The following is a 25,542-nucleotide window of genomic DNA, read 5'->3' as shown; positions in this document are numbered from 1 at the left end:
AATGCAAGAAGAGGTAAAGCAGTGCGACGCGCGAACGACCCACAACGACGGGATAAAATAGTCCAGGCCACGCTGGATGCGGTTATAATCCATGGTATTCATGGGGTTACACACCGGAAAATCGCCATGATTGCCGAGGTGCCGCTGGGCTCAATGACCTATTACTTTTCGGGAATAGATGAGCTTTTAATGGAGGCATTCGAGCGTTTTACTGACACCATGTCTGTGCAATATCAGGCATTTTTTGCCGGTGTTGAAAATGCGCCACAGGCCTGCCATGCGATTACCGATATGATCTATAGCTCTCAGGTCACAACGCCTGACAACATGGAGCTTATGTATCAGTTATATGCCTTCGCCAGCCGTAAACCGGCGCTAAAAACAGTGATGCAAAACTGGATGCTACGCAGCCAACAAACGCTGGAGCAGTGGTTCGAGCCGGTAACCGCACGAGCGCTGGATGCATTTATTGAAGGGATGACGCTGCATTTTGTCACAGATAAAAAACCGCTCTCGCGGGAAGATATTCTGGTGATGGTGGAGCGTATTGCCGGATTACCTCAGAGATGAAATCATCAAAATGGTTTGTCGAGGCGGGTAACGGCCTGACGTAAAAAATCAATGACTTTCATCGCCTCTGGCGTCAACGGCCGGGCGGCTTTTTTTACCGTCCCGACATCCATATAAGTAATAAAATCATCAATCGTTCTGTGCATGACGCGCAGACCATCCAGTGACCACGGGCGATACACCAGGTCGGATAAAATGGTTATTCCTCTGCCTTTTGCAACCAGGCTTCTTATTGCTTCAAAAGAGTTGCTACGAAAACTGATATTGGGCGTATAGCCACGCTGCTGCCAGTAATCGATGATTACGTCAGGGTACTTATCGGTTTCCAGCAGTAAAAATGGTAGCTTTTCGACGTCTATTAAACGGATCGATGCCCGGCTCTGTAGCGGATGCCCAATAGACGTCCACAGGCGGCGCTGTGAACGAATGAATGTTTCGATCTCAAGGTCGTTATCATGGCTGATATTTGAGGTCAGAAGCAGGCAAAAATCGACCTTTTGTTCCCGTAGCGCCTGTACCAGTTCCGGTGCAGTAGCTTCATAAAATACGATCTCCAGCAAAGGGAAACGTCGTTCAAGATCGTTGAGTATATCCGGGATGAGATAGGCTGAGAGCGTTTCGGCAATGCCTATGCGCACCGTGCCGGTGAGAATTTCACTCCTGTCATGCAGGGCGTCAACAGCCGAGTGGCTACTGTTGATGATGTTGCAGGCATGTGCCAGAAAGCGCTCGCCCTCGGCGGTGAGCTTCACGCCTTTGGGGTAACGTACAAATAGCTGCACGTCTAATGATTCTTCCAGATTCCGCATGGCAATGGTCATTGATGACTGAGAAATATGGCAGCGCGCAGCAGCTTTGGAAATTTGTAATGTTTCTGCAAGTGCGATGTAAAACTCAAGTTGCCTTAGCGTGAATTTCATAGTTTTAATCTATGCACATGGATGAAAACGTTATATTAGCATTCATTCTCACGCCGCCGTAGCCTTGTGGTCATACCGTACAACTGACAATAAGGCGCAAATATGCCCTATCTTTTACTCAGTCTGGCTGCCTGTTTTTGGGGCGGCAACTATGTGGTCGGCCATATATTGGTTGCCGAAGTTAATCCCATCGTTTTATCAGCAGCACGCTGGGTATTTACCGCATTGCTATTGATGGCGCTTTATTTCCGACAGATCGCCATGCAGTGGCCAGCGATGAGAAAATCCTTTGGTACTATCGTCTTCCTCGCGCTTTGTGGTCAGGTTCTTTTCCCCTTAACGTTATATATCGGCCTGCAATATACAACCTCGCTCAATGCCGCGATTTATATGTCCACCACACCGGCACTCGTTCTGTTAATCAATAAGTTCTTTTTTAAAGAGCGGATCTCTGCGCGAAATATAGCAGGTGTGCTCCTGAGTACCGTTGGTGTTATCTGGCTGGTGTCGCAAGGCGGGTTGATGCACGCACAGGTATTGGAACATCTCAATCGGGGCGATGTCTGGACCATGGGGTCAGCGCTGAGTTGGGCTGTTTATTGTGCCTTTCTACGCGTTAAACCGTGTGAGGTGAAGGGAAACGCATTTGTTGCCGTGAGCGCGTTGTTAGGTGCGATTGTACTTATTCCGGTACTGGCTCTGGTGTTGATACGCAATGGTATGCCGGGCTGGAATAGCTATGCAAATACAGGCGTTATTACTGGGCTGGCATACCTTGTTATTTTTCCTTCCTGGCTGTCATATCTGTTATGGAACAAAGGGATTAGCGCCATTGGCGCAACGCGCGGAGAGATCTATTCACACTTGATTCCACTGAGTGGCGGATTATTTAGCGTGATGTTTATGCACGTCACTCTGCATTCATATCATCTGGTGAGCGCGTTGGTTATTATGTGCGGCATAGCATTGTGTTCCCGCACGAGTGCAAAAAAAGGCTCGCAGCAGCGCACGGCGTGAAAGAGCGGGTAAATTAGCTTACGGTTGCGCCCCCGGTAATATTTACCACCGTAGCGGTCATTGCTCCGGCATGGTCTGAAGCCAGAAAGGCTGTAACCTCAGCGATTTGAGCAAGCGTAGGCAGGCGTCCGAGCATGGTGCCTTGCGCCGCGCCCGCTAACCATTGATCGACGGTTAAACCCATTGATTGCGCTTTAGCGGTGAAAATCTCCCCGGTATAGGAACCGGCCGCTACCGCGTCCACAATCGCATGTGAGCGCACGCCGACGACTCGAACATTTGCCGGTCCCAGTTCGCTGGCGAGCGCTTTAATAAAAGCCTCTGTTCCCGCACAGCCGACGATGTGCCCCAAATGCCCAGGCATTGCCATCGGGGCCGCGGGCGCGACAACGGTGAGAATGACGCCCGCTCGATTGCCGCCCATGTGCGGCGTTACGGATTTTGCGATATTGAACTGTGCCGAGAGGAAAGGAGTGATACCGCTCATAAACTCAGAGAGGGCTAATGCCTCGATGCGCTTGCCCTGTTCATGCATAAAGCCGGTCGCGTTAACCACCACATCAATTCCACCGATTCGCTGTACCAGGCGGGTAACTTGTGTTGAGGTGTCGTGCTCGTCGAGCACATCGGTGATAAACGTATCGACAGTGCCACCCGCCATTCGCAGGCGACTGGCTGCCCAATCAAGCTTTTCCTGACGGCGTGCGCCCAGGTACACATGGGCACCTTCGCGCGCCATGGTCTGCGCAACCGCACTACCAATAGCCCCGCTGCCGCCGAAGATCACCGCGACTTTGCCTGCGAGTAACATAGCAACCCCCATCACCATTTAGCACCGAGTAAAAGTATGTGCCATAACCGGCATGCTGCAAATTTGGGGAGGAATTTCGGGGGAGGAGGGAGGGAGTTAAAATCCAGGCAACAAAAAACCCATCAACCTTGAACCAAAACGGCGGGGTTGATGGGCTCCACAAATTGGGGACATCAAAGAAAAGCAGTGGCAATAGTTATGACTGACGCCTTTAAGAAAAGTTCTGCTTACCTGCAAAAAATTTTCATTAAAAGCAAAAAACAGCTCTAACCGATGCCGGGCCAGATGATGACGATGAGTGTCCCCGCCAGCGTCAACAGAACGTTAGCAATCGCGTATGTGCCCGCATAGCCTAAAGCAGGAATGTTGCTGCGCGCAGTATCGCTGATGATTTCCATTGCTGGCGCACAGGTACGCGCCCCCATCATCGCCCCGAACAGCAGGGCCCGGTTCATGCGCAATACATAAGCTCCAAACAAGAAACAGATGATCACTGGAACCAGGCTGACAATCAGACCCGAAATCAGCATCTGGCCACCCACTGCGCCGAGGCCATTACCAATGCCGCTACCTGCGCTTAAACCGACACCAGCCATAAAGACCATCAGGCCAAACTCTTTGACCATGTTCAGCGCACCTTGAGGAATGTAGCCAAACGTTGGATGGTTAGCACGCAGGAAGCCCAGCATGATCCCGGCGAACAACAGTCCAGCCGCATTTCCAATGCCAAAGCTGAAATTACTGAACTGGAAAGTTATCATCCCGATCATCAGGCCGATGATAAAGAATGCGCAGAAAGCAAGCAGATCGGTGACCTGGCTGTGAATGGAAATAAAGCCGATACGATCGGCAATGGTTTTCACACGGCGCGCATCGCCACTGACCTGTAATACATCGCCTTTATTAAGTACGACGTTGTCGTCAATGGGCATTTCGATCTGGCTGCGGATCACCCGGTTCAGGAAGCAGCCATGGTCAGTCAGCTTCAACTGGGCCAGACGACGACCTACGGCATTGTGGTTTTTCACCACAATCTCTTCGGTGACGATACGCATATCGAGCAGATCGCGATCGAACACCTCTTTACCGTTACGGAAGCTGGGGTCGAGGCGAGCATGTGCATCCGGATAGCCCACTAAGGCAATTTCATCGCCCATTTGCAGCACTGCGTCACCGTCCGGGTTGGCCAGAATACCGTTGCGGCGGATACGTTCAATATAACAACCAGTCTGGCGGTAGATGCCCAGCTCGCGCAGATTTTTCCCGTCAGCCCATGCAACCAGCTCTGGACCGACACGGTAGGCGCGGATCACCGGTAGATAAACCTTACGGTTGGCGTCAGTGTCCAGCCCGCGCTCACGCGCAATTTGTTGGGCGCTGGTTTGCAGATCCTGATGCTGCAGTTTTGGCAGATAGCGCGCACCCACAATCAGACTGACCAACCCAATTAAATAGGTGAGGGCGTAACCCAGACTCAGGTTATCAAGGGCGGTGGATAGCTGTGTACCTTCCATCCCTGAATGGCGCAACGTATCGCCCGCGCCGACCAGAACGGGCGTAGACGTCATTGAACCAGCCAACATGCCTGCCGTCAGGCCGATATCCCAGCCAAATAGCTTACCCAGTCCCAGGGCGATCAGCAGCGCGCTACCGACCATCACCAGTGCAAGCATCAGGTAATTTTTCCCATCCCGAAAAAAAATCGAAAAAAAGTTGGGACCGGCTTCCACCCCGACACAAAAAATAAACAGCATAAAGCCAAGATTTAATGCGTCAGTGTTAATACTAAAGTGCTGCTGACCTAATAATAGGGAGACCACTAAAACGCCAATGGAATTACCGAGTTGGACTGAACCCAGGCGTAATTTACCCAGACACAGGCCCAGAGCCAGGACCACAAATAATAACAGGATGTAATTCCCATTTAACAAATCTGCGACGTTTATATTCACGGAGGCTAACTTCTTGTTTACTAGTAAGCTATTGAAAGAAATGGCAATTTACGCTAATGTTTTTGCCAGAAATTAAGGGGCGACAGCATCGTACACAGCCCCAAATAATGCAGCATGACAATATATGCGGCTAGTTTAATCTCATTACGTATCAACGGCTATAAGAATCGTGTGGGTGTGTTTTTGGCATGGAATGCCGAGTAACTTTATCTGACTGGACGCCTGCGGGCGAAAAGAGTGTTCGATAGAGAAGATGTCAGGAGGAACGATTGAAACATAAGCAAAGTTGGGCGGGTGCGATCTGCTGCTTTGTGCTCTTTATTGTAGTGTGTCTTTCATTAACGCTGAATATGAAAGGCGCATTTAGAGCGGCTGGGCATCCTGAGGTCGGGTTATTGTTTTTTATACTGCCTGGCGCTGTGGCAAGCTTTTTCTCCCACCGTCGCGAGGTGCTCAAACCCCTTCTTGGTGCAATACTGGCAGCGCCGTGCTGCTTGTTACTGATGCGGTTCGTTTTTATGCCGACGCGTTCGCTGTGGCAAGAGCTGGCATGGCTGTTCAGTGCAGTGTTTTGGTGTGCGCTTGGGGCATTGTGTTTTTTATTTATCAGTAGCTTATTCAACCAGCGTCAGCGGCGGAAAAAAAACTGATTACGCCCTCCAGCGGAGGGCGTAGAAACAGCTATCAGGCGAACAGATTCATATTCTCTTTTGCCCACGCTTCAAAATCCGTGCAGCCGCCGATGTGTTGTTGATCAACGAAAATCTGCGGAACGGTCTCAACTGGCTTTCCTACCGTTTTTTCCAGATCTGCTTTAGTAATACCTTCGGCATGGATATCAATGTAGCGGAAGTTAAAATCGTCATGCTCATTGCTTAATTTTTCTGCTAATTCTTTTGCGCGCACGCAATACGGGCACCCTGGGCGACCAAAAATAACGGCAAACATCTCTATCTCCTCGAACTTATCAGGCCGGATGGCGAATGTTGTTATGATGCCGCGATTTGTGACGGATGGAAAGCAGGTTCAGCCTGTTGCTTTGATATCCTTAGTCTATGCCTTCGTTTTTCAATCCGCATTTTTGTTAAACATGGGCTGTCGGAACGTTTTACACTAAGCGCCATTTATCGGGAGGCACCTATGCGCACAGTGGGCGTGTTACCCAAAAGCGTATTGATTCTGGAAATCATCGGGATGGTTTTGTTAACGCTGGCGCTGCTGTCGCTTAACGATTATCTCACCTTACCCGCACCGCTGAACGGGCCATTGGCCTGTGTGGTAATGATATTTCTGGGTGTACTGTTAATGCTTCCCGCCGCGGTGGTGTTGATGTTGCGCATTGCGCAACTGTTGGCACCGCAGCTGATGTCGCGTGCTCCCGACGCTTCTTCCCATTCAGCCAGAGAAAAAAAAGATGACGCCAACCATTGATTTACTTTGCAGCCACCGTTCCATTCGCCATTTCACCGATGAAAGTATTTCGGACGCACAGCGTGAGGCGATCATTGCTGCCGCTCAAGGGACATCAAGTTCAAGTTTTTTGCAGTGCACGACGATAATTCGTATTACCGATCAAAGTCTGCGGGAGTCCCTGGTGACCTTATCCGGCGGACAAAAGCATGTCGCACAGGCCGCCGAGTTCTGGGTTTTTTGCGCCGATTTTAATCGCCATTTGCAGATTTGCCCCGATGCGCAACTGGGGCTGGCTGAGCAACTGTTGCTTGGCGTGGTTGATACGGCGATGATGGCGCAAAATGCGCTGACAGCGGCTGAATCGCTGGGACTTGGCGGTGTGTTCATTGGCGGTCTGCGCAACAATATTGAGCCGGTAACGGAATTACTGACGCTGCCGAAGCATGTTTTGCCACTGTTTGGTCTGTGTCTCGGCTGGCCTGCGGATAACCCGGACATCAAGCCCCGGCTGCCAGCAACACTGGTGGTGCATGAAAACCATTACCAGCCGCTCGATCAGGATATTTTGTCGCAATATGATGAACAGCTTGCGCAATACTATCTGACCCGTGGCAGCAACACGCGTCGCGATACCTGGAGCGATCACATTCGCCGCACCATCATTAAAGAAAGCCGTCCCTTTATCCTGGAATATTTGCATAAACAGGGGTGGGCGACGCGCTAAAGCGTTTAACCCGGTGTATGATACGCCAGCTTTTACCAGGTCTTTTAGAGAGGTGCAGGGTGAAAATTGCCATTTTGTCCCGGGATGGAACGCTCTATTCTTGCAAACGCCTGCGTGAAGCAGCGATGCAACGCGGTCACCTGGTAGAAATTATCGATCCCCTTTCTTGCTATATGAACATTAGCCCGGCAGCGTCTTCTATCCATTATAAAGGCCGCCAGCTTCCCCATTTTGACGCGGTCATTCCAAGAATTGGCTCAGCCATTACCTTCTACGGTACGGCGGCATTACGTCAGTTTGAGATGCTGGGTAGCTATCCGCTGAATGAGTCAGTAGCGATTACCCGCGCACGCGATAAGCTGCGCTCGTTACAACTGTTGGCGCGGCAGGGAATTGACCTGCCCATTACCGGAATAGCCCACTCGCCGGATGATACCAGCGATATGATTGATATGGTCGGCGGTGCGCCGCTGGTGGTGAAGCTGGTGGAGGGGACTCAAGGGATCGGTGTGGTATTGGCCGAAACGCGCCAGGCCGCAGAGAGCGTAGTGGATGCATTTCGTGGTCTGAATGCCCATATTCTGGTCCAGGAATATATCGAAGAGGCGAAGGGGCGAGATATTCGCTGTTTCGTTGTGGGTGATGAGGTGGTCGCGGCTATTGAGCGGCGGGCCAAAGAGGGCGATTTTCGTTCTAATTTGCATCGCGGCGGAGTTGCCACGATTGCCAATATCACGCTGCAGGAAAGGGACATTGCGCTTAAAGCTGCCCGCACGATGGGGCTTGATGTTGCTGGCGTCGATATCCTGCGTGCAGAACGCGGACCGCTGGTTATGGAGGTCAACGCCTCTCCAGGGCTGGAAGGCGTGGAGAAAACCACAGGGATAGATATTGCTGCGCGGATGATCCAGTGGATCGAGCGCCATGCTACTCCTGAATTTTGTCTTAAAATCGGCGGCTAAACGCAATATCGATAGCGATCGTGGTATGACACGGTCTTTTTGCGTAAGCTGTGCCGGTAATTTTTTCATCAATAGAGGTCGCACATTATTATGACATCACTGGTCGTTCCCACTCTGGATACGTTGCGTCAATGGCTCGACGACCTGGGCATGAGTTTTTTTGAATGTGATACCTGTCAGGCGCTGCATCTACCGCACATGCAGAACTTCGATGGCATTTTTGATGCAAAAATTGATCTGGTGGATAACGTCATTCTATTTTCCGCGATGGCGGAAGTCAGACCTTCAGCGCTGCTGCCGCTGGCCGCCGATCTATCCGCTATCAATGCCAGCTCACTGACGGTAAAAGCCTTTCTGGATATGCAGGATGATAATCTGCCAAAACTGGTGGTTTGCCAGTCTTTATCCGTGATGCCGGGTGTGACGTTTGAACAGTTTGAATGTTTTGTGCGTCAGAGCGAAGAACAGATATCGATGGTGATCCTTGAAGCGGGGGCACATCAATTGTTGTTTAATGCCGAAGAAGACGGGCAAAACGGCAATGCAGAGGTTCATTTCCTCCATTAATCGTTCCTGATTTTGGGTATTTATAGCGCAGCCGCTGCCAGAGCGGTTGCGTATTTCACGTTTTTATTCTGCATTTAACCTTTTCTTAAAGAATTATTCACTTCGGTTCCGCCCCTTCCGCTTTACGTCATAGACAAAACCTGCATAAAAAATTGATAAAAGACGTTTTTTTATCTGGGCTATATCCTCGAATCCTGGCTAAAGTTATTCTTGCAAGGCTTGTAAACGCCACCGTTCAATTTGCCTATTATGAGCTATCTGTAGCTGTATGCATGTTGAATAAGTCAGCGGATATCAGCGAGCAATAGCGGCGGGGAGAGAGACCTCTCTTTCATTGATGCCGCATGAAATAATATGCACGTTTCTTGCATATCATTAGAGTGTGACTTTTTTGTTCGTTTGTTAACGAACTTTCAGAAGGAAAGAGATTATGACCGCCTTAAATAAAAAATGGTTATCAGGCCTGGTTGCAGGTGCTCTGATGGCCATCTCTGCCGGCACGCTCGCTGCTGAACAAAAAACACTGCATATTTATAACTGGTCTGACTATATTGCTCCGGACACGGTGGCTAATTTTGAGAAAGAGACCGGCATTAAAGTCATTTATGATGTATTTGACTCCAATGAGGTGCTGGAAGGTAAGCTCATGGCTGGCAGCACCGGTTTTGACCTCGTTGTCCCGTCAGCCAGTTTCCTCGAACGGCAACTGACCGCGGGCGTTTTCCAGCCCCTGGACAAGAGCAAACTGCCAGGCTGGAAAAACCTCGATCCTGAACTGCTGAAACTGGTGGGTAAACACGATCCAGACAATAAGTTTGCTATGCCGTATATGTGGGCAACCACCGGTATTGGCTACAACGTAGATAAAGTTAAAGCGGTGCTCGGTGCGGATGCGCCGGTTAACAGCTGGGATTTGATCCTCAAACCGGAGAATCTGGAAAAACTCAAAAGCTGCGGTGTCTCTTTCCTCGATGCGCCTGAAGAAGTGTTTGCTACTGTGCTGAACTATTTGGGTAAAGATCCAAACAGTACCAAAGCGGATGATTACACCGGGCCGGCAACCGATTTGTTGTTGAAACTGCGTCCGAATATCCGTTATTTCCACTCCTCGCAATACATTAACGATCTGGCAAATGGAGATACCTGTGTAGCGATTGGCTGGGCAGGGGATGTATGGCAGGCGGCAAACCGTGCGAAAGAAGCGAAAAATGGCGTCAATATTTCCTTCTCGATTCCCAAAGAGGGGGCGATGGCGTTCTTTGATGTGTTCGCGATGCCTGCAGATGCGAAAAACAAAGACGAAGCCTACCAGTTCCTTAATTACCTGCTGCGCCCTGATGTGATTGCGCATATTTCCGACCACGTGTTCTACGCCAATGCGAACAAAGAAGCGACGGCTCTGGTTAGCCCGGAAGTTCGTGATAACCCGGGTATCTATCCGCCAGCGGACGTGCGCGCCAAACTGTTCACACTGAAAGTACAGGATCCGAAGATCGATCGTGTACGCACCCGTGCCTGGACGAAGGTGAAAAGCGGGAAATAACCCGATGTTCGGGACATGACCCGGCGGTGCTTGTGCCTGCCGGGGATGTCGCGATCCCGAACACACAAAACCCGGCAATACGCACCAATAAGGTGCGTTATTTGCACTGTTTCTTTATTTATGCCGGAGAGCACTTGAGTGAATGATGCAACCCCACGCCCACAAGCGAAAATCCGCAAGGCGCTGACCCCGCTGCTTGAAATTCGCAACCTGACGAAGTCATTTGACGGTCAGCACGCCGTCGATGACGTCAATCTCACTATCTACAAAGGCGAAATATTTGCCCTGCTGGGTGCGTCCGGTTGTGGTAAATCAACCCTGTTGCGGATGCTGGCGGGATTTGAACTGCCGACTACCGGGCAAATCATGCTGGACGGTGTCGATCTGGCGCACGTTCCACCTTATCTGCGCCCAATTAATATGATGTTTCAGTCCTACGCCTTGTTTCCGCATATGACTGTCGAGCAGAACATTGCCTTTGGTCTCAAGCAGGACAAGCTGCCGAAAGCGGAAATCGCCAGCCGGGTGAATGAGATGCTGGGACTGGTGCACATGCAGGAGTTCGCCAAACGTAAGCCGCATCAGCTTTCAGGCGGTCAACGTCAACGCGTGGCACTGGCCCGGAGCCTGGCCAAACGCCCTAAGCTGCTGTTACTGGATGAACCGATGGGCGCTTTGGATAAAAAACTGCGCGACCGCATGCAGCTGGAAGTGGTTGATATTCTTGAGCGTGTAGGGGTGACCTGCGTGATGGTGACGCACGACCAGGAAGAAGCCATGACCATGGCGGGTCGTATAGCCATCATGAACCGCGGGAAATTTGTGCAGATTGGCGAGCCGGAAGAGATCTACGAGCACCCGACCACCCGCTACAGCGCTGAATTTATCGGTTCGGTAAACGTTTTTGAGGGACTGCTAAAGGAGCGTCAGGAGGACGGTTTGGTGATTGATTCTCCGGGGCTGGTGCATCCGCTAAAAGTGGATGCTGATACTTCCATCGTCGATAACGTACCGGTGTATGTCGCGCTTCGTCCGGAAAAAATCATGCTCTGTGATGCCCCTCCGCCGGATGGCTATAACTTTGCGGTGGGTGAGGTGGTGCACATTGCCTACCTGGGTGATTTGTCTGTGTATCACGTGCGTTTAAAAAGCGGCCAGATGTTGAGTGCCCAGCTGCAAAACGAACATCGCTATCGCAAGGGGCTACCGACCTGGGGTGACGAGGTACGTTTGTGTTGGGATGCGGACAGCTGTGTGGTGTTGACGGTTTAAGGAGTAAAGATGAGTACACTTGAACCTCCGGCACGTGCCGAAAAAGCGAGCCGTTTCACGCTGTATATGTCGCAGTTGCAAATGAAACATGGTCGCAAGCTGGTGATCGCGTTGCCGTATGTGTGGCTGGTTCTCCTGTTTTTATTGCCGTTTCTGATTGTCTTTAAGATTAGCCTGTCAGAAATGGCACGGGCGATACCGCCGTACACTGACCTTATGGCATGGGCCGATGGTCAGCTATCTATTACGCTCAATTTAGGTAACTTCCTGCAGTTGACGGACGACCCGCTCTATTTCGATGCTTACCTGCAGTCTTTGCAGGTAGCGGGGATTTCGACGATCTGCTGTCTGTTGTTGGGGTATCCACTAGCGTGGGCGGTGGCGCACAGCAAACCCTCGACGCGCAATATTTTGCTGTTGCTGGTGATTCTGCCTTCCTGGACCTCTTTCTTGATTCGCGTGTACGCCTGGATGGGGATCCTGAAAAATAACGGGGTGCTGAACAACTTTCTGATGTGGCTGGGCGTTATCGATCAGCCATTGACGATCCTGCATACCAACCTGGCGGTTTATATTGGCATTGTTTATGCCTATTTGCCCTTTATGGTGCTGCCGATTTATACCGCACTGACGCGCATTGACTATTCGCTGGTGGAAGCTGCGCTGGATTTAGGTGCCCGACCATTAAAAACCTTCTATAGCGTGATCGTGCCGTTGACCAAAGGCGGGATTATCGCTGGCTCAATGCTGGTGTTTATCCCGGCGGTAGGGGAATTTGTTATTCCGGAACTGCTTGGGGGGCCGGACAGCATTATGATCGGCCGCGTGTTATGGCAGGAGTTTTTCAATAACCGTGACTGGCCGGTGGCGTCTGCGGTTGCCATCATCATGTTGCTGTTACTGATTGTGCCAATCATGTGGTTCCATAAGTATCAGCAGAAAAGCGTGGGGGAACACGGATGAATAACTTACCGGTTGTCCGCTCGCCGTGGCGGATCTTTATCCTGGTCGTGGGGTTTACGTTTCTGTACGCCCCCATGCTGATGTTAGTTATCTATTCTTTTAACAGCTCGAAGCTGGTGACGGTGTGGGCGGGGTGGTCAACACGCTGGTACGGTGAACTTTTCCACGATACTGCAATGATGAGTGCCGTCGGCATGAGTTTAACGATTGCTGCCTGTGCTGCGACGATGGCGGCGATCCTCGGCACCATAGCTGCCGTGGTGATGGTGCGTTTTGGCCGTTTTCGTGGTTCGAATGGTTTTGCCTTTATGATCACCGCGCCGCTGGTTATGCCGGATGTCATTACCGGTTTGTCGCTGCTGCTCCTGTTTGTGGCGCTGGCGCACGCCATTGGCTGGCCAGCGGATCGCGGTATGTTGACCATCTGGCTGGCGCACGTCACCTTCTGTACGGCGTATGTAGCGGTGGTGATTTCCTCGCGTTTGCGCGAACTGGATCACTCCATTGAGGAAGCGGCGATGGATCTTGGCGCGACGCCGCTGAAGGTCTTTTTCGTCATTACGCTGCCGATGATTATGCCGGCGGTCATTTCCGGTTGGTTACTGGCCTTTACGCTATCGCTGGATGATTTGGTTATCGCCAGCTTTGTCTCTGGTCCTGGGGCCACAACGTTACCGATGTTGGTGTTCTCCAGCGTACGTATGGGGGTTAACCCGGAGATCAACGCACTGGCGACGCTGATCCTTGGCGTGGTAGGAATTATCGGATTTATCGCGTGGTATCTGATGGCGCGAACAGAAAAACAACGGATACGCGATATCCAACGTGCAAGACGCGGCTGAAAAAACTAAAATCTGCCAATCTGTCTATACGGCGCAGCTGTGGTGGTTGCGCCGTTTTCATGGAAGACGACGCGTTGGGATTTTTTAAGAAATCATCCACATCACATGCCCGCTTAAACGTCCCTGCTTTGGTGCAGGTGGCGGCGCTGGCTATCATTATGATCCGCTGTCTCGATCTGTTGATGATTTTTAATACGCTTGGGTTTCGTGGAACCAGTGAGTTTATTCATCGCAGTGTGCAGACCTGGAATTTGACGCTGGTATTTCTGGGCAGTCTGGTGCTGCTGTTTATCGAAATTTTCTGCGCATTTTCGCTGGTCAAAGGACGGAGCTGGGCCCGCTGGATCTATCTGCTGACCCAGATTATCGCCAGCGTCTATTTGTGGGCAGCTTCGCTGGGCTACGGATATCCGGAACTGTTCAGTATTGCGGGGGAGTCCAGACGCGAAATCCTGCATACGCTGGTGATGCAAAAATTGCCGGATATGCTGGTGTTGCTACTGCTTTTTGTTCCTGCGTCCAGCAGGCGGTTCTTCCGCTTGCAATAACGTGTATAATTTTGGCCCCCGGTTAATTTGTAGGTTTTTGTATGCAGTGCGCACTTTATGACGCCGAACGCTGTCGCTCCTGTCAGTGGATAGCACAGCCTGTCGCCGATCAACTCTTCGCCAAAACAGCCGATTTGCAAAATCTGCTGGCCGATTATCCGGTCGGTGAATGGTGCGCGCCGGTCAGCGGCCCGGAAAGCGCTTTTCGTAATAAAGCTAAAATGGTGGTTAGCGGCAGCGTGGAGAAACCGCTGTTGGGCATGCTGCATCGTGACGGTACGCCGGAGGATTTGTGCGACTGCCCGCTTTATCCTGAGTCTTTTGCGCCCGTGTTTGCCACACTCAAACCGTTTATCGCCCGCGCGGGGCTGACGCCCTATAACGTGGCGCGTAAACGCGGGGAGCTGAAGTATCTGCTGTTAACGGAAAGCCAGTTTGATGGCAGTATAATGCTGCGTTTTGTCCTGCGTTCCGACGCGAAACTGGCACAACTGCGCGCGGCGCTACCGTGGCTGCAGGCACAGTTACCGCAGTTAAAAGTCATTAGCGTTAATATCCAGCCTGTGCATATGGCGATTATGGAAGGGGAGACAGAAATCTTCCTGACCGAACAGCAGGCACTGGCCGAACGTTTTAACGACGTACCGTTGTGGATACGCCCGCAGAGTTTCTTCCAGACCAACCCGGTAGTGGCGGGGCAGCTATATGCCACGGCGCGCGACTGGGTACGCCAGCTTCCGGTTAATCACATGTGGGATCTGTTTTGCGGCGTTGGGGGTTTTGGTCTGCACTGTGCTACACCGCAAATGAAACTGACGGGGATTGAAATCGCGCCAGAGGCGATTACCTGCGCGAAGCAGTCTGCGCAGGAGCTTGGGTTACAGAACCTGCATTTTCAGGCGCTGGACTCAACTCAGTTTGCTACCGCTCAGGGCGAAGTACCGGACCTGGTGCTGGTGAATCCACCGCGTCGGGGAATTGGCAAACCGCTGTGTGATTTTCTTTCCCACATGGCACCGCGTTTTATCATTTATTCCAGCTGTAATGCGCAAACCATGGCGAAGGATATTCGTGAGTTGCCAGGGTATCGCATTGAACGCGTCCAGCTTTTCGATATGTTTCCGCACACAGCACACTACGAAGTGTTGACGCTGCTTACTCGGCGATAAATGGCATGCCTGATGGCGCTTTGCTTATCAGGCCTACAGGTTGTTCGTCATTCGTAGGCCGGATAAGGTGCTTGCACCGCATCCGGCAAATGCAATATGCGAAAAAAAAGCCCGTACTTGCGTACGAGCTCTTTCTCGAATATGGCGGTGAGGCGGGGATTGACTCGCTTCGCTCGCCCTGCGGGCAGCCTGTTCGCTGTGCTCTCAGTCTGTCCAACTGGCTACGCCAGTAGTCGAACCCCGGTCCGGGCTTCTCATCCCCGCCAGACTGTGCAATATGCGAAAAAAAAGCCCGTACTTTCGTACGAGCTCTTCTTTAAATATGGCGGTGAGGCGGGGATTCGAACCCCGGATACGTTGCCGTATACACACTTTCCAGGCGTGCTCCTTCAGCCACTCGGACACCTCACCATATTGTATTGCTGCCTGACCACATGGGGGGCAACGGGGCGCTACTATAGGGAGTTGCGCTAAAACGGTCAAGCAGAATTTACATGTTCATATTCGTTTGGTCACGCAATGTACATATTCCCCACCCGGACAGGCGTGGGGGAGAGGATTAGCGCTGAGAGTCCAGTTTTTCACCGTTGGTGACGACTTCCTGGGCTTTGCTGTAGCTCTCAATCAGCAACTGATATGCCGGGAATACTTTCGTGTACACTTCTGCCCACTCTGCTGCATCTTCACGGTTCCATGTTCCCTGCAGTTCAGAAGCAACGGCGGCGGTATCCATCGGGACTACGCCAGCCTGAACGACACGTGCCAGGGTAATTTCCTGCGCCATTTTGCTGTAAGTACCGGAAGCGTCGATCACTGCGAAAACTTTGTAGCCTTCCGCAACCGCGCTGATGGCTGGGAAAGCCATGCAAACACTGGTGATGGTACCGGCGATAATCAGCGTCTTACGACCTGTTGCTTTGACCGCTTTCACGAAGTCTTCGTTATCCCAGGCGTTGATTTCGCCTTTACGCGCCACGTATTGAGCATGAGGTGCATTGGCGTGGATCTCAGGGATCAACGGGCCGTTCGGTCCCTGCGGTACTGATGCGGTGGTAATCACCGGCATCTTCGCCAGGGAGGCCATTTTAGCCAGCGCGGCAGCACGTGCTCGCAGTTCTGGCATTGGCATATCGCCTACGGTTTGGAAAAGTCCGCTCTGGTGATCGATAAGCAGCATAACGGAATCATTTACATCAATGACCGGGCGTGAACCATTAAAGTTTGCAGGGCTGGACATAGTATTCTCCTTTGATTCAGATTTGGCCAAAGCGGCCGGAGTTAAAATCGCGTACGGCTTCTGCGATCTCTTGTTTCGTGTTCATGACAAACGGACCGTAACCCACAATCGGCTCATTCAACGGTTCGCCTGACAACAGCAATACGCTGGCATCGCTACTGGCTTCAATATGCAATGTTTTACCCTGCTGGCTTAACACCACCAGCTGTGCCTCGCTGACGGGCGTGGTGCCGTTTACGGTAATGTTGCCTTTCAGTACGACCAGCGCGGTGCTCCATCCTTCCGGCTGAGACAGCGTGAACTGATGATTACGCTGCAGACGCATATCCCAGACATTCAGCGGCGAAAAGGTATGTGCCGGACCTTTTGTTTCCTGATAGCTGCCCGCAATGACACGGAGAGTGCCGGCGTCATCTGGCAGCGCGACAGTAGGGATAACATCACTACTAATGCCCTGATATCCGGGTACGGCCATTTTGTCTTTCGCTGGTAGGTTGACCCAAAGTTGCACCATTTCCAGCTCGCCACCCTTCCGGGTAAATTCCGGAGAATGGAATTCTTCGTGTAAAATGCCTGCACCTGCAGTCATCCATTGCACGTCGCCTGGGCCGATAATCCCACCGCGACCGGTTGAGTCACGATGTTCAACTTCACCGCTGTAAACGATGGTCACCGTTTCGAAACCACGGTGAGGGTGTTCGCCCACGCCACGTTTTTCATTACCTGGGGTGAAGGTATGTGGCCCGGCGTAATCCAGCAGCAGGAACGGACTTAATTGTTCAGCATGAGACTGGTAAGAGAACATCGAGCGAACCGGGAATCCATCGCCAACCCAGTGTGGGCGAGGTGCGGTGTAGACGCCTGTTACTTGTTTCATATGTGTCTCCTCAGTGGCGTTATCTTGATGTGAATAAGCTTATATTTATGACAGAGAACTGAGTAGTAGCTAAAATAGCTCTCACAGTCTCATAAATAGGACAATAAGATGACTAAGCCGGATCTCAATGATTTCGCGTGGTTTGTTCACGTAGTTGAAGAAGGAGGATTCGCTGCGGCCGGTCGGGCGCTCGATGAACCGAAATCAAAGCTGAGCCGCCGAATTGCACAACTGGAGGAGAGGCTGGGGGTGCGATTGATTCAGCGAACCACCCGGCAGTTTAATGTTACTGAAGTTGGGCAAACGTTCTACGAACACTGTAAGGCAATGCTGGTGGAAGCGCAGGCAGCGCAGGATGCCATTGCTGCGCTACAGGTTGAACCGCGTGGAATTGTGAAGCTGACGTGCCCGGTTACGTTGCTGCACGTGCATATCGGACCCATGCTTGCCCGTTTTATGGCGCGTTACCCTGATGTATCTGTGCAACTCGAGGCCACGAACCGCCGTGTTGACGTCGTTGGAGAAGGTCTGGACGTGGCGATTCGTGTCAGGCCTCGACCATTTGAAGATAGCGACCTGGTGATGCGGGTGCTGGCGGACAGGGGGCATCGTTTGTATGCCAGTCCGCAGCTAATCGAGAAAATGGGCGCGCTACATTCTCCGGCTGAATTGACTCGCTGGCCGGGGTTGAGCCTGGCCTCGGGTAAACATGTGCATCGTTGGGAGTTATTTGGCCCGCAGGAAGCTCGTGCGGAGGTACATTTCACGCCACGAATGATCACCACCGATATGCTGGCGCTACGTGAAGCTGCCGTTGCCGGTGTGGGGGTCGTTCAACTTCCGCAGTTGATGGTCAAAGATCAATTAGCCGCAGGCGAGCTGGTGGCATTACTCGACGGTTGGGAACCAAAGCGAGAGATCATTCACGCGGTTTTTCCATCGCGCAGGGGGTTATTGCCGTCGGTTCGTGCATTGGTGGATTTCCTCACGGAAGAATATGCACGAATGATCGAGGATTAAATACGTAATATCAGTCCACAAAAAAGGCCGGTTAAACCGACCTTTTATTATCTGGACGCCATTCGGGCGTTAAAACAATCAGCGACTACGGAAGACAATGCGGCCTTTGCTCAGGTCGTACGGGGTTAGTTCAACAGTCACTTTGTCGCCCGTCAGGATGCGGATATAGTTTTTACGCATTTTACCGGAGATGTGTGCAGTAACCACGTGACCGTTTTCTAACTCTACGCGGAACATGGTATTAGGTAACGTATCGAGAACGGTACCCTGCATTTCAATATTGTCTTCTTTGGCCATCTAATCCTCTGGGGTATCACTACCGTAATTTGAACCGGCAAGATAATGCCGAAGTTCTTTTAATAAGTAAAGATTTGTGCGTTTAAAACGCAGCAAATCGGGTTTGGCGCATTACTCTAACCGCACACAACAAAGCCGCACTAAAAGCGCAACGTGTAAGGGAACGATGAGATAAACGATAGGCGTTGCCTGACGCGAACTGTTCCTTAACGGCGGCGGGGTAATGGGCTAAACCGACTCTGCGGCACCAATTATAACACCCCGACAAAAAATGTGCCGAAAACATTCACTCCTGAGGCGAAAATAACGTCCTGGGCACCCAGAAGTGGCTCGGTAGGCGCTGCTGGCGTAGCCTGCTTAAATGTTCAAGGTAGTCCCTGCGCGGAGTCTCAATGGCTCCCAGCGACGCGGTATGGGTATTTAACACCTGACAATCAATTAATTTTCCGCCCTGACGGATAAATTCAGCGCAAAAAACAAGCAGTGCGGTTTTGGAGGCATTTTCCTGGCGACTGAACATCGATTCACCGCAGAAAAGAGTACCTTGCGCAACGCCGTACATCCCGCCGACTAATTCATTTTGCCGCCATACTTCAATAGAGTGCGCATGTCCAAGTTCATGCAGCCGATGATAGGCATCCACGACATCATGCGTTATCCAGGTGCCTTCTTCCCGGTCGTTTGCACATCCTTCAATGACCTGACCAAACGCGTAATTGAGCGTCACGCGATAAGGCGAATTTTTATGAAAGCGCTTCATGCTGCGACTTATGTGAAATTTATCAGGCCAGAGAATGGCGCGTGGGTCGGGCGACCACCAGAGGATAGGGTCGCCAGGAGAAAACCACGGGAAAATACCGCGCTGGTAGGCCATTAGCAGGCGGGCAGGGCTGAGATCGCCCCCCAGCGCCAACAAACCGTTAGGCTCGCGTAAAGCGCCTTCCGGTGAGGGGAAGGCGATAGAATGGCGGGACAGTTGCACCAGGCGCATGACAGCAAAACTCCACTACGCGAGTTGGATCGTTCAATAATAGCTTACAGACGTTGCTTAAACTGGTAATAACGCCCCTGCCTAGCTAACAGATCTGCGTGATTACCTTGCTCAATTATGCGTCCGTTGTCCATCACTATTATTTGATTAAATCGCGACAGTCCGCGCAGGCGATGTGTGACCATGAGTACGGTTTTATTGCGCATCACATCGTTAATCAATTCAAGCATTTGGCTTTCCGTTGTCGCATCCAGACCTTCAGTAGGTTCATCCAGAAGCATCAGCGGCGCATCGTGCAGCAAAGCTCGCGCGATAGCCAAACGGCGTAGCTCTCCGCCTGAAAGCTGACGACCGCCTTCACCCAGCCAGGCATTGAGACCATCACCTTCAAGCAGTTTTTCCAGACCGACACGACACAGCATCCCGGATAACGCTTCATCGCTGGCGTGTGGCGCAGCCAGCAGCAGGTTATCGCGCAATGTCGCACTGAACAGATGCACTCGCTGTGGTACGACGCTGATGCATTGGCGCAATGCGGCTTCGTTCAGCGTTGAAATCGGACGATCGTTAATCAGGATTTCGCCGTGTTGTGGATCCCATGCACGGGTCAATAATTGCAGTAACGTTGATTTCCCACAGCCTGTCCGACCCAGAATCGCAATGTGTTCACCAGGTTTAGCGAGCAAAGAAAGGGTGTCCAGAGCTTTTTGTGTTTGCCCTGGATAGCTGAAAGACACCTCACGCAATGTCAGAGTAATCTGTTGCGAAACGGTAGCTTCCGTATCCGGGAAGGTGACTTCTGGTTGTTGTTCTGTCAGTTCGGTAATACGTAGTGCTGAAGCAATCACCTGGCCGAGATGCTGAAATGCGCCGGTAACAGGGGCCAGCGCTTCGAAAGCAGCCAGCGCGCAGAACACAAACAACGCTATCAGTGCGCCTGGTTGAGTGTTTCCGCCTACGCCACCTGAAGCCATCCATAGCATCATCACCACAGCCAGAGCGCCAATCAGCAGCATGACAGCCTGAGATAAGGCCGTTAATTCGGACTGACGACGCTGGGCTTCATGCCATTGCAGCTCGGTGGCTTCCATTTGAGCGCGGTAGCGTTCACTGGCGCCAAAAATGGTCAGCTCAGCCTGACCCTGTAACCAGGAGGTCAACTGCTGGCGATATTGCCCGCGCAGATGCGTCAGGTTCTGCCCGGTGCTTTTACCCGCCTGGTAAAACAACGGAGGCAAGATAAACAGAGTCAGCAGCATAATACCGCCAAGGGTGATGGCGAGCGTGAGATCGAGAACGCTCAACCCTAGCGTGACTACTACAATAACGACAAACGCGCCAACCAGCGGGGAGAGCACGCGTAAATAGAGATGATCGAGCGTGTCGACATCCGCCACAACGCGGTTGAGCAGTTCGCCCTGGCCGTATCGGGCGAGCCCGGCAGGGGAGAGCGGCAGCAATTTGCTGAAGGTGTAAATACGCAGATGCTGCAATACACGAAACGTCGCGTCGTGACTGACCAGTCGTTCGAAATAACGACCTGCGGTTCGGGTAATTGCCGCCCCGCGAACGCCAGCCGCCGGAAGCATGTAGTTAAAACTGTAAATCCCGGTGACACCGACAACGGCCGAAGCAGACAGGAACCAGCCTGAAAGCGTCAGTAAACCAATGCTTGCCAATAATGTAACGATCGCCAGAACGATCCCCAGTGTTAACATCCATTTATGACGTTTATACAGCGTCAGATAGGGTAGCAAAGCGCGCATTTAGATGTCCTCCTGACGGTGAGCCAGTAATGTCGCAAAAGCCCCGCTGGCTGCGCTAAGTTGCGCGTAGGTACCTTGTTCGACAATCTGACCGTCTTGCATGACCCAGATAGCGTCCCAGTCGGCAAGATCTTCCAACTGGTGCGTAACCATCAGCGTGGTCTGGCGGCGCGATGCCGCATTCAACGCCTGCATCACACGTTGTTCGCTGTGAGCATCAAGACTGGCTGCGGGTTCGTCGAGCAGCAGTAACTGACACGGGTTGAGTAAGGCACGGGCAACGGCAACACGCTGCGCTTGCCCGACAGAAAGTCGGCCTGCCTGGTCGCCCACAGGGGTATCCACACCCTTAGGAAGCAGCGGTAAAAACTCACTGACCCAGGCGCTATCAAGCGCGGCCTGTAGCTGTTCTTCGCTGGCGTCAGGGCATGCCAGCAGCACATTTTCGCGCAATGTAGCAGCCGGAAGCTGCGGGTTTTGCCCGACCCATGAGAGTTGTTTACGCCAGGCATCAGGCGACAAGTCACGAAGTTCAAAGCCATTAATACGCAATGAGCCCTGATACGAGAGAAAACCGGACAGGACATTCAGCAACGAGCTCTTACCGGAACCACTACGCCCAACCAGCACCGCGCGCTGGCCTGCGGGTAGGGAGAAGTTAAGCGGACCAGCCAGGACTTTGCCTTCGGGTGAGGTGATGATCAGATCTTCGGCTTCAATTGAAACCGCGTCTTTGGTTGCCAGCTCAATATCGCCACGCTCAGGATGCGCGAGCGGGGTTTCCATGAATGTTTTCAGGCTGTCGGCAGCGCCTACCGCTTGCGCCTTGGCATGGTAAAACGTTCCCAGATCGCGCAGCGGCTGGAAAAATTCCGGTGCCAGAATCAGCGCCAGGAAACCTGCCGCCAGCGTGACGCCGGTTCCGTAGTGGCCGAAATCAAGCTCGCCGAGATAAGAAAAACCGAAGTACACGGCTACCAGTGCAATAGAGAGCGAAGTGAAAAACTCCAGCACGCCCGAAGACAGGAATGCAAGGCGAAGCACTTCCATCGTGCGCTGACGGAAATCCTGCGATGCAGCCCGGATGCTTTCCGTCTCCGCTTCGCCGCGACCAAAAATTCTCAGTGTTTCCATGCCGCGCAAGCGATCGAGGAAATGACCGCTGAGTCGGGCAAGTGCCTGAAAGTTACGCCGGTTGGCATCGGCAGCGCCCATACCGACCATTGCCATAAACAGAGGGATCAGTGGTGCGGTTCCCAGCAGGATAAGGGCTGCAACCCAGTTTGACGGGAAAACGGCAGCCACAATCAATAGCGGGACGCATACCGCAAGCGCCATTTGCGGCAAATAACGCGCATAGTAGTCATGCATATCGTCAATCTGTTCCAGAATCAGCGTGGCCCAGCTTCCGGCAGGCTTCCCCTGTATCCATGCTGGCCCCGCCTGTTGCAGACGGTCCAGAACCTGGCGACGAATCTCAAAACGAATATGTTGACCCGCGTGAAACCCTATTCGCTCACGTAACCAGACAACCCACGCCCGCAGGATAAAAATCAAGACCAGCACGACGAAAGGGAACAGCAGCGCTTCACGGGGAATATTTTCCATGATCATGTGCTGCAGAATCCGAGCCATGAGCCAGGCCTGAGCGACAATTAACAGGCCACTCACGAACCCCAACAGGCGTGAAATATTCAGCCAGCGTTGAGAAATGACACTTTGCTGTTTTAACCAGCGGGTAAGCTCTTTTTGACGGGTTTTATTCATTGCACGCTTAGCAGGTGAGTTATTGGAATTTTTGGGCAGGACAATGTTACAACGGGGCAAAAATAAAGGCGACTTATAGTCGCCTTTTTTACTTTTGTTACTGATTTGTAAAAACTATTTGCAGGCGTCCGCCAGACCGTCGAGATAACGTTCAGCGTCAAGGGCGGCCATACAACCTGTGCCAGCTGAGGTAATCGCCTGACGATAAATATGGTCCATCACGTCACCGGCAGCGAACACACCAGGAATGCTGGTTTGTGTCGCATTGCCGTGAATACCGGACTGAACTTTGATATAGCCGTTTTCCAGTTCAAGTTGACCATCGAAAATAGCCGTGTTCGGGCTGTGGCCGATGGCGACAAACAATCCGGCGACGTCGAGAGATTCAACGTTGTCAGTATTTTGCGTATCGCGCAGACGCAATCCGGTTACACCCATTTGATCGCCAGTCACTTCTTCCAGTGTGCGATGCGTGTGCAGCACGATGTTGCCGTTTTCAACTTTATCCATCAAACGTTTGATGAGGATTTTCTCAGCACGGAAACTGTCGCGGCGGTGAATCAAGTGAACTTCGGAGGCGATATTCGCCAGGTATAACGCTTCTTCCACAGCGGTGTTGCCGCCGCCGATCACCGCAACTTTTTGGTTACGATAGAAGAAACCGTCGCAGGTTGCGCAGGCGGAGACGCCGCGGCCTTTAAAGGCTTCTTCTGAAGGTAAGCCCAGATAGCGTGCTGAAGCACCAGTGGCGATGATCAGTGCGTCACAGGTGTACTCGCCACTGTCTCCGGTGAGACGGAAAGGGCGGTTTTGCAGATCTACCTTGCTGATGTGATCGAAGATGATCTCCGTTTCAAATTTCGTTGCGTGCTCGTGCATGCGCTCCATCAGCAGCGGGCCAGTGAGATCGTTTGGATCGCCAGGCCAGTTCTCCACTTCTGTTGTCGTGGTCAACTGACCACCTTTTTCCATACCGGTAATCAGCACCGGCTGCAGGTTTGCACGCGCAGCGTAGACGGCGGCGGTATAGCCCGCAGGGCCTGAACCCAGAATAAGAAGTTTACTGTGTTTGGTCGTGCCCATGAGATCCCCATAGTTGTTGGTAGGCAATGGGCAGGATTGTAGGGAATTTGCAGTCGTAAAAAAAGGGTATGGCGATTTTGTTAACAATATGTGTAATAGCGGAAACCGATGATGGGCAAAATTGAGGGTAATGCGCCTCTCTAATTTATTCGAGTTGGGGGCCCGCGTGAAGCCAACGCACAGGCGACGTGAACTATGACGGAGATATAATGATTTCTACTTAAAATCGGTCAGTTATAAGGTGATAAAATGACGATTTTCCATCACTCCCAATGAATAACTGGCATGTTGTACTAAAAATCGATGTTTTGCTTTGACAATCACCTGCTGTTTTGCGAAAACATTCAAGGAAGAAAAAAACTGTGTCATGTATATGCTGCATAATCATGCATGTAGATACCATGTTTACCGGGTTAGTGAAATCTACGCATGGTGTGGACAGATGCCATTCGTGATGTCGATAGCCGCCGACAGGCAACGGTCTTCTCACCATAAACCCAGGCATTGCGCACCGTAAATCCCTCTGGGTTGCGGTTTATTGTGATGGGTAGCGACTCTGAACAGTGATGTTAATAGAGTCAGGCAGGAGTAGGGAAGGAATACAGAGAGACAATAATAATGGTAGATAGTAAGAAGCGCCCTGGCAAAGATCTCGACCGTATCGATCGTAACATTCTTAATGAGCTGCAAAAGGATGGGCGTATTTCTAACGTCGAGCTTTCAAAACGAGTGGGACTTTCTCCAACGCCCTGCCTTGAGCGTGTGCGTCGGTTGGAAAGACAGGGTTTTATTCAGGGCTATACAGCGCTGTTGAACCCGCATTATCTGGATGCATCACTTCTGGTTTTTGTTGAGATTACTCTGAATCGTGGCGCCCCGGATGTGTTTGAGCAATTTAACTCTGCAGTACAAAAACTTGAAGAAATTCAAGAGTGTCATTTGGTTTCCGGTGATTTCGACTATCTGCTGAAAACACGCGTACCGGATATGTCGGCATACCGTAAGCTGCTGGGGGAAACCCTGCTGCGTCTGCCTGGCGTGAATGACACACGTACTTACGTGGTAATGGAAGAAGTCAAACAGAGCAATCGTCTGGTAATTAAGACGCGCTAACACGGAACAGGTGCAAAATCGACGCAGTTTGATTACACTCCTGTTAATCCATACAGCAACAGTGCCGGGGTAACCCGGTGCTGTTGTCCGTTTTAGCATCGGGCAGGAAAAGCCTGAA

Annotated in this window: 26 protein-coding genes, 1 tRNA gene, 1 other RNA gene and 2 pseudogenes; 15 read left to right on the top strand and 15 right to left on the bottom strand. The window is 51.7% G+C overall.

The window, feature by feature from the left end; genetic code table 11:
* Window positions 1-21 precede the first annotated feature (21 nt).
* Window positions 22-570, top strand: a complete 549-nt coding sequence (locus G8S19_RS14975; RefSeq protein ID WP_061067600.1) for a TetR/AcrR family transcriptional regulator — start codon at window positions 22-24, stop codon at window positions 568-570.
* Between the two features lie 5 nt (window positions 571-575).
* On the opposite strand, the gene G8S19_RS14970 is transcribed toward G8S19_RS14975, so the two are convergent.
* Window positions 576-1,490, bottom strand: coding sequence for a LysR family transcriptional regulator (locus G8S19_RS14970; protein WP_061067601.1), 915 nt, complete (start codon window positions 1,488-1,490; stop codon window positions 576-578).
* A gap of 102 nt (window positions 1,491-1,592) precedes the next feature.
* On the opposite strand from G8S19_RS14970, the gene G8S19_RS14965 reads away from it, so the two are divergent.
* Entirely contained in the window at window positions 1,593-2,507 is a 915-nt protein-coding gene (locus G8S19_RS14965; protein WP_061067602.1) for a DMT family transporter, read from the top strand.
* Window positions 2,508-2,520: 13 nt separating this feature from the next.
* Here G8S19_RS14965 and G8S19_RS14960 read toward each other — a convergent pair whose 3' ends face one another.
* Together G8S19_RS14960 and G8S19_RS14955 are read right to left on the bottom strand one after the other, a co-directional pair.
* Window positions 2,521-3,318 (bottom strand): SDR family NAD(P)-dependent oxidoreductase, encoded by a 798-nt coding sequence (locus G8S19_RS14960; protein ID WP_116361027.1) that lies wholly within the window; start codon window positions 3,316-3,318, stop codon window positions 2,521-2,523.
* A 266-nt stretch (window positions 3,319-3,584) separates the two neighbouring features.
* Window positions 3,585-5,270: an aspartate:alanine antiporter gene (locus tag G8S19_RS14955; RefSeq protein ID WP_040233921.1), complete on the bottom strand. Its 1,686-nt coding sequence runs from the start codon at window positions 5,268-5,270 to the stop codon at window positions 3,585-3,587.
* A 269-nt stretch (window positions 5,271-5,539) separates the two neighbouring features.
* Between G8S19_RS14955 and G8S19_RS14950 the strand changes: the two genes are divergently transcribed.
* Window positions 5,540-5,920 (top strand): inner membrane protein YbjM, encoded by a 381-nt coding sequence (locus G8S19_RS14950; RefSeq protein ID WP_040233923.1) that lies wholly within the window; start codon window positions 5,540-5,542, stop codon window positions 5,918-5,920.
* 34 nt (window positions 5,921-5,954) lie between these two features.
* Here G8S19_RS14950 and G8S19_RS14945 read toward each other — a convergent pair whose 3' ends face one another.
* Window positions 5,955-6,218: a GrxA family glutaredoxin gene (locus G8S19_RS14945; RefSeq protein ID WP_005123606.1), complete on the bottom strand. Its 264-nt coding sequence runs from the start codon at window positions 6,216-6,218 to the stop codon at window positions 5,955-5,957.
* A 192-nt stretch (window positions 6,219-6,410) separates the two neighbouring features.
* Between G8S19_RS14945 and G8S19_RS14940 the strand changes: the two genes are divergently transcribed.
* From G8S19_RS14940 to rlmC, 10 genes are all read left to right on the top strand, one after another.
* Entirely contained in the window at window positions 6,411-6,701 is a 291-nt protein-coding gene (locus G8S19_RS14940) for a YbjC family protein (protein WP_253685456.1), read from the top strand.
* Window positions 6,685-7,407 (top strand): nitroreductase NfsA, encoded by a 723-nt coding sequence (gene nfsA / locus G8S19_RS14935; RefSeq protein WP_124022172.1) that lies wholly within the window; start codon window positions 6,685-6,687, stop codon window positions 7,405-7,407. Before G8S19_RS14940 ends, nfsA begins: the two co-directional genes overlap by 17 nt.
* A 59-nt stretch (window positions 7,408-7,466) precedes the next feature.
* On the top strand, window positions 7,467-8,369 hold the full coding sequence (gene rimK / locus G8S19_RS14930) for a 30S ribosomal protein S6--L-glutamate ligase (RefSeq protein ID WP_048212157.1): 903 nt from the start codon (window positions 7,467-7,469) through the stop codon (window positions 8,367-8,369).
* A 90-nt stretch (window positions 8,370-8,459) separates the two neighbouring features.
* Window positions 8,460-8,936 (top strand): YbjN domain-containing protein, encoded by a 477-nt coding sequence (locus G8S19_RS14925; RefSeq protein ID WP_005123602.1) that lies wholly within the window; start codon window positions 8,460-8,462, stop codon window positions 8,934-8,936.
* 430 nt (window positions 8,937-9,366) lie between these two features.
* Window positions 9,367-10,479 carry a spermidine/putrescine ABC transporter substrate-binding protein PotF gene (potF, locus tag G8S19_RS14920; protein WP_048212156.1) on the top strand — a complete coding sequence of 371 codons (1,113 nt, stop codon included), beginning with the start codon at window positions 9,367-9,369 and terminating at the stop codon, window positions 10,477-10,479.
* Window positions 10,480-10,617: 138 nt separating this feature from the next.
* Window positions 10,618-11,751: a putrescine ABC transporter ATP-binding subunit PotG gene (potG, locus tag G8S19_RS14915; protein ID WP_061067606.1), complete on the top strand. Its 1,134-nt coding sequence runs from the start codon at window positions 10,618-10,620 to the stop codon at window positions 11,749-11,751.
* Between the two features lie 9 nt (window positions 11,752-11,760).
* Window positions 11,761-12,714, top strand: a complete 954-nt coding sequence (gene potH / locus G8S19_RS14910; RefSeq protein WP_124022174.1) for a putrescine ABC transporter permease PotH — start codon at window positions 11,761-11,763, stop codon at window positions 12,712-12,714.
* Window positions 12,711-13,556, top strand: a complete 846-nt coding sequence (gene potI, locus G8S19_RS14905) for a putrescine ABC transporter permease PotI (protein WP_048212155.1) — start codon at window positions 12,711-12,713, stop codon at window positions 13,554-13,556. The genes potH and potI overlap by 4 nt, the downstream gene beginning before the upstream one ends.
* Window positions 13,557-13,615: 59 nt before the next feature.
* Complete coding sequence (locus tag G8S19_RS14900) at window positions 13,616-14,104, top strand: YbjO family protein (protein ID WP_048212154.1); 489 nt, start codon at window positions 13,616-13,618, stop codon at window positions 14,102-14,104.
* A gap of 41 nt (window positions 14,105-14,145) precedes the next feature.
* A complete protein-coding gene (gene rlmC / locus G8S19_RS14895) occupies window positions 14,146-15,273 on the top strand; it encodes a 23S rRNA (uracil(747)-C(5))-methyltransferase RlmC (protein WP_061067607.1) in 1,128 nt (375 codons plus the stop codon).
* A gap of 142 nt (window positions 15,274-15,415) precedes the next feature.
* Here the strand turns inward: rlmC and G8S19_RS14890 are convergent.
* The 4 genes from G8S19_RS14890 to G8S19_RS14875 form a co-directional block, all read right to left on the bottom strand.
* Window positions 15,416-15,552: non-coding RNA, RtT sRNA (locus G8S19_RS14890), on the bottom strand.
* 44 nt (window positions 15,553-15,596) lie between these two features.
* Window positions 15,597-15,684 (bottom strand) — tRNA-Ser (locus tag G8S19_RS14885).
* A 148-nt stretch (window positions 15,685-15,832) separates the two neighbouring features.
* Window positions 15,833-16,510: an isochorismatase family protein gene (locus G8S19_RS14880; RefSeq protein WP_061067608.1), complete on the bottom strand. Its 678-nt coding sequence runs from the start codon at window positions 16,508-16,510 to the stop codon at window positions 15,833-15,835.
* 16 nt (window positions 16,511-16,526) lie between these two features.
* Entirely contained in the window at window positions 16,527-17,387 is an 861-nt protein-coding gene (locus G8S19_RS14875; protein ID WP_061067609.1) for a pirin family protein, read from the bottom strand.
* Between the two features lie 108 nt (window positions 17,388-17,495).
* Here G8S19_RS14875 and G8S19_RS14870 point away from each other — a divergent pair, with 108 nt between their 5' ends.
* Window positions 17,496-18,407 (top strand): LysR family transcriptional regulator, encoded by a 912-nt coding sequence (locus G8S19_RS14870; RefSeq protein ID WP_048212151.1) that lies wholly within the window; start codon window positions 17,496-17,498, stop codon window positions 18,405-18,407.
* 78 nt (window positions 18,408-18,485) lie between these two features.
* Here G8S19_RS14870 and infA read toward each other — a convergent pair whose 3' ends face one another.
* The 7 genes and pseudogenes from infA to trxB form a co-directional block, all read right to left on the bottom strand.
* Window positions 18,486-18,704, bottom strand: a complete 219-nt coding sequence (gene infA / locus G8S19_RS14865; protein ID WP_002211347.1) for a translation initiation factor IF-1 — start codon at window positions 18,702-18,704, stop codon at window positions 18,486-18,488.
* Window positions 18,632-18,808: pseudogene (locus tag G8S19_RS14860) on the bottom strand (hypothetical protein); the annotation flags it as partial. The pseudogene G8S19_RS14860 and the gene infA, both read right to left, overlap by 73 nt.
* A 40-nt stretch (window positions 18,809-18,848) precedes the next feature.
* A pseudogene (locus tag G8S19_RS22515) lies at window positions 18,849-18,990 on the bottom strand (hypothetical protein); the annotation flags it as partial.
* Window positions 18,991-19,695, bottom strand: a complete 705-nt coding sequence (gene aat / locus G8S19_RS14850; protein ID WP_048212150.1) for a leucyl/phenylalanyl-tRNA--protein transferase — start codon at window positions 19,693-19,695, stop codon at window positions 18,991-18,993.
* Window positions 19,696-19,739: 44 nt separating this feature from the next.
* Entirely contained in the window at window positions 19,740-21,461 is a 1,722-nt protein-coding gene (cydC, locus tag G8S19_RS14845) for a cysteine/glutathione ABC transporter ATP-binding protein/permease CydC (RefSeq protein WP_061067610.1), read from the bottom strand.
* Window positions 21,462-23,228, bottom strand: a complete 1,767-nt coding sequence (gene cydD, locus G8S19_RS14840) for a cysteine/glutathione ABC transporter permease/ATP-binding protein CydD (RefSeq protein ID WP_101741828.1) — start codon at window positions 23,226-23,228, stop codon at window positions 21,462-21,464.
* A gap of 114 nt (window positions 23,229-23,342) precedes the next feature.
* The gene (gene trxB, locus G8S19_RS14835) at window positions 23,343-24,311 is read right to left on the bottom strand and encodes a thioredoxin-disulfide reductase (protein WP_005123580.1); all 969 of its coding nucleotides are present in this window, start codon (window positions 24,309-24,311) and stop codon (window positions 23,343-23,345) included.
* 618 nt (window positions 24,312-24,929) lie between these two features.
* Between trxB and lrp the strand changes: the two genes are divergently transcribed.
* A complete protein-coding gene (gene lrp / locus G8S19_RS14830; RefSeq protein WP_002439523.1) occupies window positions 24,930-25,424 on the top strand; it encodes a leucine-responsive transcriptional regulator Lrp in 495 nt (164 codons plus the stop codon).
* The last annotated feature ends 118 nt before the right edge of the window (window positions 25,425-25,542 follow it).

This window comes from Citrobacter sp. SX206 (assembly GCF_024181025.1).
Lineage (GTDB): Bacteria > Pseudomonadota > Gammaproteobacteria > Enterobacterales > Enterobacteriaceae > Citrobacter > Citrobacter youngae.
The sequence above is the reverse complement of the archived record's forward strand: the minus strand, read 5'-3'. Positions and strand labels throughout refer to the sequence as shown.

What these genes read in the sequence shown, in the direction of transcription:
- G8S19_RS14970 (WP_061067601.1), bottom strand. Translation starts at nt 1,490, where the DNA reads ATGAAATTCACGCTAAGGCAACTTGAGTTTTACATCGCACTTGCAGAA.
- G8S19_RS14965 (WP_061067602.1), top strand. Translation starts at nt 1,593, where the DNA reads ATGCCCTATCTTTTACTCAGTCTGGCTGCCTGTTTTTGGGGCGGCAAC.
- G8S19_RS14960 (WP_116361027.1), bottom strand. Translation starts at nt 3,318, where the DNA reads ATGTTACTCGCAGGCAAAGTCGCGGTGATCTTCGGCGGCAGCGGGGCT.
- G8S19_RS14945 (WP_005123606.1), bottom strand. Translation starts at nt 6,218, where the DNA reads ATGTTTGCCGTTATTTTTGGTCGCCCAGGGTGCCCGTATTGCGTGCGC.
- G8S19_RS14940 (WP_253685456.1), top strand. Translation starts at nt 6,411, where the DNA reads ATGCGCACAGTGGGCGTGTTACCCAAAAGCGTATTGATTCTGGAAATC.
- nfsA (WP_124022172.1), top strand. Translation starts at nt 6,685, where the DNA reads ATGACGCCAACCATTGATTTACTTTGCAGCCACCGTTCCATTCGCCAT.
- G8S19_RS14925 (WP_005123602.1), top strand. Translation starts at nt 8,460, where the DNA reads ATGACATCACTGGTCGTTCCCACTCTGGATACGTTGCGTCAATGGCTC.
- potF (WP_048212156.1), top strand. Translation starts at nt 9,367, where the DNA reads ATGACCGCCTTAAATAAAAAATGGTTATCAGGCCTGGTTGCAGGTGCT.
- potH (WP_124022174.1), top strand. Translation starts at nt 11,761, where the DNA reads ATGAGTACACTTGAACCTCCGGCACGTGCCGAAAAAGCGAGCCGTTTC.
- potI (WP_048212155.1), top strand. Translation starts at nt 12,711, where the DNA reads ATGAATAACTTACCGGTTGTCCGCTCGCCGTGGCGGATCTTTATCCTG.
- G8S19_RS14900 (WP_048212154.1), top strand. Translation starts at nt 13,616, where the DNA reads ATGGAAGACGACGCGTTGGGATTTTTTAAGAAATCATCCACATCACAT.
- rlmC (WP_061067607.1), top strand. Translation starts at nt 14,146, where the DNA reads ATGCAGTGCGCACTTTATGACGCCGAACGCTGTCGCTCCTGTCAGTGG.
- G8S19_RS14880 (WP_061067608.1), bottom strand. Translation starts at nt 16,510, where the DNA reads ATGTCCAGCCCTGCAAACTTTAATGGTTCACGCCCGGTCATTGATGTA.
- G8S19_RS14875 (WP_061067609.1), bottom strand. Translation starts at nt 17,387, where the DNA reads ATGAAACAAGTAACAGGCGTCTACACCGCACCTCGCCCACACTGGGTT.
- G8S19_RS14870 (WP_048212151.1), top strand. Translation starts at nt 17,496, where the DNA reads ATGACTAAGCCGGATCTCAATGATTTCGCGTGGTTTGTTCACGTAGTT.
- infA (WP_002211347.1), bottom strand. Translation starts at nt 18,704, where the DNA reads ATGGCCAAAGAAGACAATATTGAAATGCAGGGTACCGTTCTCGATACG.
- aat (WP_048212150.1), bottom strand. Translation starts at nt 19,695, where the DNA reads ATGCGCCTGGTGCAACTGTCCCGCCATTCTATCGCCTTCCCCTCACCG.
- cydC (WP_061067610.1), bottom strand. Translation starts at nt 21,461, where the DNA reads ATGCGCGCTTTGCTACCCTATCTGACGCTGTATAAACGTCATAAATGG.
- cydD (WP_101741828.1), bottom strand. Translation starts at nt 23,228, where the DNA reads ATGAATAAAACCCGTCAAAAAGAGCTTACCCGCTGGTTAAAACAGCAA.
- trxB (WP_005123580.1), bottom strand. Translation starts at nt 24,311, where the DNA reads ATGGGCACGACCAAACACAGTAAACTTCTTATTCTGGGTTCAGGCCCT.
- lrp (WP_002439523.1), top strand. Translation starts at nt 24,930, where the DNA reads ATGGTAGATAGTAAGAAGCGCCCTGGCAAAGATCTCGACCGTATCGAT.